Raw genomic sequence first — 6,610 nt, 5'->3', positions numbered from 1 at the left:
CCTACTTCTTTAAGAAAACGTATTGTACAGGTATTTGGCTCTCGCCTTAATGAACAATTAGTTCCTGTAGAAGAACAAACAGAAGTAGTTAACATACAAGGATTTATTAGTAAAAATTCGCCTAAAAGGAATAAGTCTCTTCAATTTTTCATGGTCAACCATCGCTTTATTAAGAACCGATACCTACACCATGCGGTAGTGAGTGCTTTCGAAGGCCTCCTCAAGGAAGGGGAACAGCCAGAATACTTCCTTTACTTGGAGATTGACCCCAAGCATATTGACATCAATATACACCCTACTAAAACAGAAATAAAGTTTGACAATGACCATACTATTTATGCTTTACTTCGTTCAGCAGTTAAGCATAGTTTAGGACAATTCCAAGTACTCCCTACGATTGATTTCTCCTTAGATGAAAGTCAGGAAATCCCTTATTCCTACAAAGATAAGGAAGCTAAAATGCCTACTTACCAAGTAGATAGGAATTTTAATCCTTTCAAAATGGAGGAAAAAGATGTCTCTTCTAAAAGGAATAATCCTCCATTCTCTTTTGCTTCTAATAGAAATGCCCCCCAGTGGGAAGCTCTCTACACAGGGTTCCCTTCTAAGGTAAATGAATCCTTAAAAGAAGAAGTTCCTCTTTCCTCTCTTATAGAAGTCCAGACGGAAACTAAAGTACAAACTATTCTATATTTTCAGAAAAAATATATAATCACTTATCTGAAGGATAAGGTTCTTTTCATCCATGTATCACGAGCACATCAGCGTATCCTTTATGAGCGTTTTTATAAGAGTATTTCTCAAGGAGGAAGTATCAGTCAATCCTTGCTTTTCCCTTTAGAATTTGAATTCTCTCCTGTCGAGATTCTCTCTCTGCAATCGCTTACCTCATCCCTAAATAGGGCAGGATTCCTACTAGAAATTGAGCAGAACAAAATACGTTTTACAGGACTTCCTCCCTTAGTTAAGGAAAGTCAAGTAGAAGAGATCCTTCGCCAGCTCTTGGAAAAGGCAATGGAGGACATTCCTCAGGAAGAACTCTCCCAAAGGGAATCCTTAGCCAAGAATCTTGCCAAAAGCCTTGCTATAAAAGCAGGTCAGTCCCTCTCTCCTGAAGAACAAGAGCAGTTAGTATATGACCTTTTCTCTTGCAAAGAGACACAAGTAAGCCCTTTTGGTAAAAAAATATACATAGAATTCCCTTTTAACGAACTTGAAAATCGTTTCTAAACCTAATAACCTATGAAGCTATATGAACATATTTCCTTAAAGCCCTATAATACTTTTGGTATTAATCAAAAAGCAGATATACTTATAGAGGCTTCTGATGAAAAAGATATCTTAGAGGCTCTTACCTCCTATCCAACTCTTAAAGTATTAGGAGGAGGAAGCAATATCTTACTCACCCAAGAGGTAAAAACTCCTTTGTTAAAAATAACACAGAAAGGTATCACTACAGAAAGAGAGAACAATTCTCATATTTGGCTTAAAGCACAAGCAGGAGAAGTCTGGAGCGAGCTTGTGGATTATTGTGTCTTAAGAAATTACGGAGGCGTAGAGAACCTGTCTCTTATCTATGGTAGTGTAGGAGCGGCTCCTGTACAGAATATAGGCGCCTATGGAGTGGAACTTAAGAATGCTTTTCACTCCTGTGAGGCTATTGATAGGGAAAGCAAACAAAAAGTTATCTTTTATAAGAATGATTGTAACTTCGGATACAGGGATTCACTGTTCAAACAAAGCAAAGGACGGTATATCATTCTTTCTGTCACCTTATGCTTAACAAAGAAAGAGCATTTCTTCAAGACACATTATGGCAATATTAAAGCGCTCCTTACTGAAAAAGGATGGGAAGAAACTCCTGCTCACATCTCACAAGTTATCAAGCAAATTAGACAAAGCAAGCTTCCTAACCCTATAGAATTGGGTAATAGTGGTAGTTTCTTCAAAAATCCAATAATCTCTCGTGAACACCTCCTCTCATTACAGAAAACATACCCTGAACTCCCTCATTATTGGGTATCTGTAACACAAGAGAAAATTCCTGCCGCCTATCTTATTGAAAGTTGTGACCTTAAGGGCTACCGAATAGGGCAAGTAGGTGTCCATAAAGGACAACCTTTAGTATTGGTCAACTATGGCAATGCCTCAGGAGAGGATATTCTCTCCCTTGCTCATTATATACAAGGACAGGTAAAAAAACGCTTTAACATCCAATTGGAAATGGAAGTAAATGTTTGGTAAGGTAATAAATATTTCTTACTTTTGCGCAAAATTTATACCCTATGCAAACCACTCTTAAGAAACGTAAGGAAGAAAAACCTAAATATGTAAAAGAAAAATATTCTGCTCCCAAAGAAAAACGAACATCCTACAAGGAGAAACGCTTTGAGAATAAGGAAAATTCCTTTAGCAATAAGAAGAAATCTCCCGTCCCTAATACAACCGATGATAGTAAAGGCATTCGCTTAAACAAATATATAGCCAATGCCGGAATCTGTGCTCGCCGTGAGGCAGATCGCTATATTACTGCTGGAAATGTAGAAGTCAATGGCAAACCTATGACAGAATTGGGGTACAGGGTGCAACCCAATGACATAGTAAAATTTGATGGCAAAAACATCTCTGCTGAGAAAAAGGAATATATCCTACTGAACAAACCTAAGGGTTTCATTACCACCACCCAAGATGAGAAAGGACGTAAAACAGTTATGGAACTTGTAGTAGGAGCTGCACAAGGTAATATAAAGCCTGTAGGTAGGCTTGATAGGCTTACTACGGGGCTCTTGCTTCTGACCAATGATGGAGATTTAATAAAGAAACTTACTCATCCTTCTCATGGTGTACGTAAGATTTACCATGTAATATTGGACAAAAAACTCGCACTCCCCGACTTTCACAAAATCCAAGAAGGGCTTACCCTTGAGGATGGTTTCATTCAAGTGGATGATATCAGTTTTGTGGAGGGAGCTCCTCATAATGAAATAGGAGTAAAAATCCATAGTGGACGCAATCGTATTGTTCGTCGTATCTTTGAGTCCTTAGGTTATACGGTAGAAAAGCTCGATAGAGTAGTTTTCGCTGGACTTACTAAAAAAGACCTTCCTCGAGGACATTGGCGCCCATTGACCCAACAGGAAGTTATTAATTTAAAGAATCTCAGTCATTAATATCTATTATAAATGAAAAAAGTACTACTCATTGGCTTACCCATCCTATTCCTTATATTAGGAGGATGGTTATATATGCGCTATTTCTTCGTCTTTGGAGAAGGAGTAAAATCAGGTTATTTAAACTATGCTGTATACAAAGGAGATCTTTTCAAAACTTACGAGGGAAAGCTCATCCAAGAAGGTTTTGCCAAAACTACTACAGGTAACGGCATGCAAAGTAATGAATTTGAGTTCTCTATTGAAGATAAAAAGATATTCAAACAATTAGAAGTTAATAGCGGCAAATATTTTGACCTTCACTATAAAGAATATCACAATACAGTCCCTTGGAGAGGAAATACTGTTTATATAGTAGATAGTATAGTAAATATGCGTGAGAAATAATTTTATGAAGAATACGCAAATATTTGGCTTACATCCTGTAATAGAAGCTATTGAAGCTGGAAAGACTATTGATAAAATCTTTATTCAAAAGGGACTTAAGGGAGCGCTTTTCTCCCAATTATTATCCCTTGTAGAGACCTATCATCTTCCTCATTCTTATGTTCCTATTGAGAAACTCCAACGCCTTACCCGAGGCAACCATCAAGGAATAGTAGCCTTGCTCTCTCCAGTAGAGTTTGTCCCTTTGGAGGAGCTTGTTCTTTCCACTATAGAAAGTGGGAGAGTACCTTTGTTCCTTATTCTGGATCATTTGAGTGATGTACGCAATGTAGGAGCAATCATTCGTACGGCTGAATGTACAGGGGTAAACGGTATCCTCCTTCCCAAGCAAGGCAGTGCCTCCATAGGAGAGGACATGGTCAAAACCTCTGCAGGAGCAATCTTCAACTTACCTCTGTGTAAGGTGGATAACCTGATTGATGCTATCTACTATCTACAAGGCAGTGGAATCAAGGTTCTCGGTGCTACCGAAAAAGCCTCTTCCCTTCTCTATGATTTCTCCCTCTCTGAACCTTTAGCTATTGTCATGGGAGCAGAGGACACTGGCATCAGCAAAGGGGTACTTAAGGTCTTGGACGAGAAAGCCAAACTTCCCCTACAGGGAGAAACATCCTCTCTTAATGTATCCGTCGCCTGTGGTGCTTTTCTGTATGAAGTGGTAAGACAACGATTAATGAACCTATGAGTTAATTGACCTATTTATCAGTTATTATCTAATTATCTAAAGCCCTAACAACTCAAAATTCAAAACTAACATGATTTCTTCAATTATAAACTATCTAAGCAGCATCAATCCTGTATTAGCCGCTTTATATGCAACTCTTTTTACTTGGGGCGTTACTGCCCTGGGAGCTGCTTTGATTTTCTTTTTTAAGAGTAGCAACAAATTAGTAATGGATGGTATGCTTGGCTTCACCGGAGGAGTAATGGTAGCCGCCAGTGTATGGAGCTTACTTATTCCTTCCATTGAAATGAGTGAAGGAGAGCGCTTCGTTAAGGTATTACCCGCTGTTATAGGTTTCTTATCAGGGGCACTTTTTATTTATGTCTTAGATAGAATCTTACCTCACTTTCATCCCAATTTCAAGCAAACTGAAGGAGTAAAATCCTCCTGGCAACGTACCACCCTACTAGTATTGGCGATTACTCTACATAACATTCCTGAAGGGTTGGCTGTAGGAGTACTCTTCGGAGGGGTAGCTGCTGGCATTCCTGAAGCCTCCATCGCTGGAGCAGTAACCTTAGCCATAGGAATCGGTCTGCAGAACTTTCCAGAAGGAGTGGCTGTATCTATGCCTTTACGCCGGTTAGGGTTGAACCGTTGGAAGAGCTTTTTCTATGGACAACTCTCGGCTATTGTAGAACCTATAGCAGGAGTATTAGGTGCCTTCGCTGTGGTATTTTTCACCCCTGTACTACCTTATGCATTGGCTTTTGCTGCTGGAGCAATGATCTATGTAGTAGTGGAGGAGACCATCCCTGAGTCCCAACAAAGTCGTAATACGGACGTTTCCACAATTGGATTTCTTATTGGTTTTGTCGTGATGATGGTTATGGATGTAGCCTTAGGATAGAAAAAGCAAAAAAGACTTTCTGCAATGGAGAAAAAATAGTATATTTGCCTTTTCTAATTTTTAGTAAAATGTCCTTAACCGCTATCTCTCCCATTGATGGACGCTATGCCTCCAAAACAGAAACTTTACAGGCTTATTTCTCTGAACAAGCCCTTATCCGATACCGCTTGCGTATTGAAGTAGAATACTTTATTGCCCTATGTGAAATACCTTTGCCTCAATTGGCTTCTTTCAATAAGGAGAATTTTCAAATCCTACGAAACCTTTATACAAGTTTCTCTACAGAAGATGCTCTTAGAATCAAAGAAATAGAACAAATTACCAATCATGATGTAAAGGCAGTGGAATACTTCCTCAAGCAACAATTTGACCACCTATCCTTGCATCCCTATAAGGAATTTATACACTTTGGGCTCACCTCACAGGATATCAATAACACAGCTATTCCTCTTTCCATCAAAGAAGCTATAAAGGGTACCTACCTTCCTCAGATAGAAATTCTTGTTCAAAAGATAGAAACCCTTGCTCTGCAATGGAAGGATATCCCTATGCTAGCCCGTACCCATGGACAGCCAGCCTCTCCTACTCGTTTGGGCAAAGAGATGAAAGTATTCTCAGTACGACTCAGAGAACAACTTCAGTACTTCTCCACCCTCAAACATGCAGCTAAGTTTGGAGGAGCTACAGGTAACTATAATGCCCATAAAGTAGCCTTCCCAACTATCCAATGGAGAAGTTTTAGTAAACACTTTGTGGAAGACATTCTAGGTCTTTACCATTCCTTCCCTACGACCCAGATAGAACATTATGATCATTTAGCTGCTTTATTTGACCTACTTAAGCGTATTAATACTATCTTGATAGACTTTAATAGAGACATTTGGACTTACATCTCCATGGATTATTTCAAACAACGTATCAAAGAAGGAGAGGTAGGATCTTCTGCCATGCCTCATAAGGTGAACCCTATTGATTTTGAAAACTCTGAAGGAAACCTTGGTATTGCTAATGCCTTATTAGAACATCTCTCTAGAAAACTACCCGTCTCTCGACTTCAACGCGACCTTACCGATAGTACAGTACTGCGCAATGTAGGAGTACCCTTTGCTCATACTCTTATTGCTATAACCTCTACCCTCAAGGGGTTGGACAAACTTATCCTTAACCAAGACAAACTTTATGATGACTTGCATGATAATTGGGCTGTAGTTGCCGAAGCCATACAAACAATCTTACGACGTGAAGGCTATCCTAATCCCTATGAAGCACTCAAGGGGCTTACCCGTACTTATCAGAAAATTAACGAACAGGTTATCCATGAGTTTATTAATTCCCTTACAGTCTCTGATGAACTCAAAGCTGAACTCAAAGCAATTACTCCAGAAAACTATACAGGAGGTGATTACCTTGATTATTAAT

The 6,610-nt window shown here is 39.1% G+C and carries 7 protein-coding genes; all 7 read left to right on the top strand.

Annotation, left to right across the window (positions count from 1 at the left end; genetic code table 11):
• A partial coding sequence (locus HMPREF9071_RS01955; RefSeq protein WP_009744860.1) for a DNA mismatch repair protein MutL occupies window positions 1–1,230 on the top strand: 1,230 nt, incomplete at its 5' end.
• A 12-nt stretch (window positions 1,231–1,242) separates the two neighbouring features.
• Window positions 1,243–2,244 (top strand): UDP-N-acetylmuramate dehydrogenase, encoded by a 1,002-nt coding sequence (gene murB / locus HMPREF9071_RS01950; RefSeq protein ID WP_009744859.1) that lies wholly within the window; start codon window positions 1,243–1,245, stop codon window positions 2,242–2,244.
• 41 nt (window positions 2,245–2,285) lie between these two features.
• Entirely contained in the window at window positions 2,286–3,170 is an 885-nt protein-coding gene (locus HMPREF9071_RS01945) for a pseudouridine synthase (protein WP_009744858.1), read from the top strand.
• Between the two features lie 12 nt (window positions 3,171–3,182).
• The gene (locus HMPREF9071_RS01940) at window positions 3,183–3,557 is read left to right on the top strand and encodes a hypothetical protein (protein ID WP_009744857.1); all 375 of its coding nucleotides are present in this window, start codon (window positions 3,183–3,185) and stop codon (window positions 3,555–3,557) included.
• Between the two features lie 4 nt (window positions 3,558–3,561).
• Window positions 3,562–4,302, top strand: a complete 741-nt coding sequence (gene rlmB, locus HMPREF9071_RS01935) for a 23S rRNA (guanosine(2251)-2'-O)-methyltransferase RlmB (RefSeq protein WP_040357901.1) — start codon at window positions 3,562–3,564, stop codon at window positions 4,300–4,302.
• Window positions 4,303–4,372: 70 nt separating this feature from the next.
• Window positions 4,373–5,191, top strand: a complete 819-nt coding sequence (locus HMPREF9071_RS01930; protein WP_009744855.1) for a ZIP family metal transporter — start codon at window positions 4,373–4,375, stop codon at window positions 5,189–5,191.
• Window positions 5,192–5,259: 68 nt separating this feature from the next.
• Window positions 5,260–6,609: an adenylosuccinate lyase gene (purB, locus tag HMPREF9071_RS01925; RefSeq protein WP_040357898.1), complete on the top strand. Its 1,350-nt coding sequence runs from the start codon at window positions 5,260–5,262 to the stop codon at window positions 6,607–6,609.
• Window position 6,610 lies beyond the last annotated feature (1 nt).

It is taken from the genome of Capnocytophaga sp. oral taxon 338 str. F0234 (assembly GCF_000192225.1).
In the GTDB taxonomy this organism is placed as follows: domain Bacteria; phylum Bacteroidota; class Bacteroidia; order Flavobacteriales; family Flavobacteriaceae; genus Capnocytophaga.
Note: the sequence above shows the minus strand (reverse complement) of the source record. Positions and strands in the feature narration are given on the sequence as shown.

Coding starts and splice junctions, on each gene's coding strand:
- murB (WP_009744859.1), top strand. CDS start 1,243: ATGAAGCTATATGAACATATTTCCTTAAAGCCCTATAATACTTTTGGT.
- HMPREF9071_RS01945 (WP_009744858.1), top strand. CDS start 2,286: ATGCAAACCACTCTTAAGAAACGTAAGGAAGAAAAACCTAAATATGTA.
- HMPREF9071_RS01940 (WP_009744857.1), top strand. CDS start 3,183: ATGAAAAAAGTACTACTCATTGGCTTACCCATCCTATTCCTTATATTA.
- rlmB (WP_040357901.1), top strand. CDS start 3,562: ATGAAGAATACGCAAATATTTGGCTTACATCCTGTAATAGAAGCTATT.
- HMPREF9071_RS01930 (WP_009744855.1), top strand. CDS start 4,373: ATGATTTCTTCAATTATAAACTATCTAAGCAGCATCAATCCTGTATTA.
- purB (WP_040357898.1), top strand. CDS start 5,260: ATGTCCTTAACCGCTATCTCTCCCATTGATGGACGCTATGCCTCCAAA.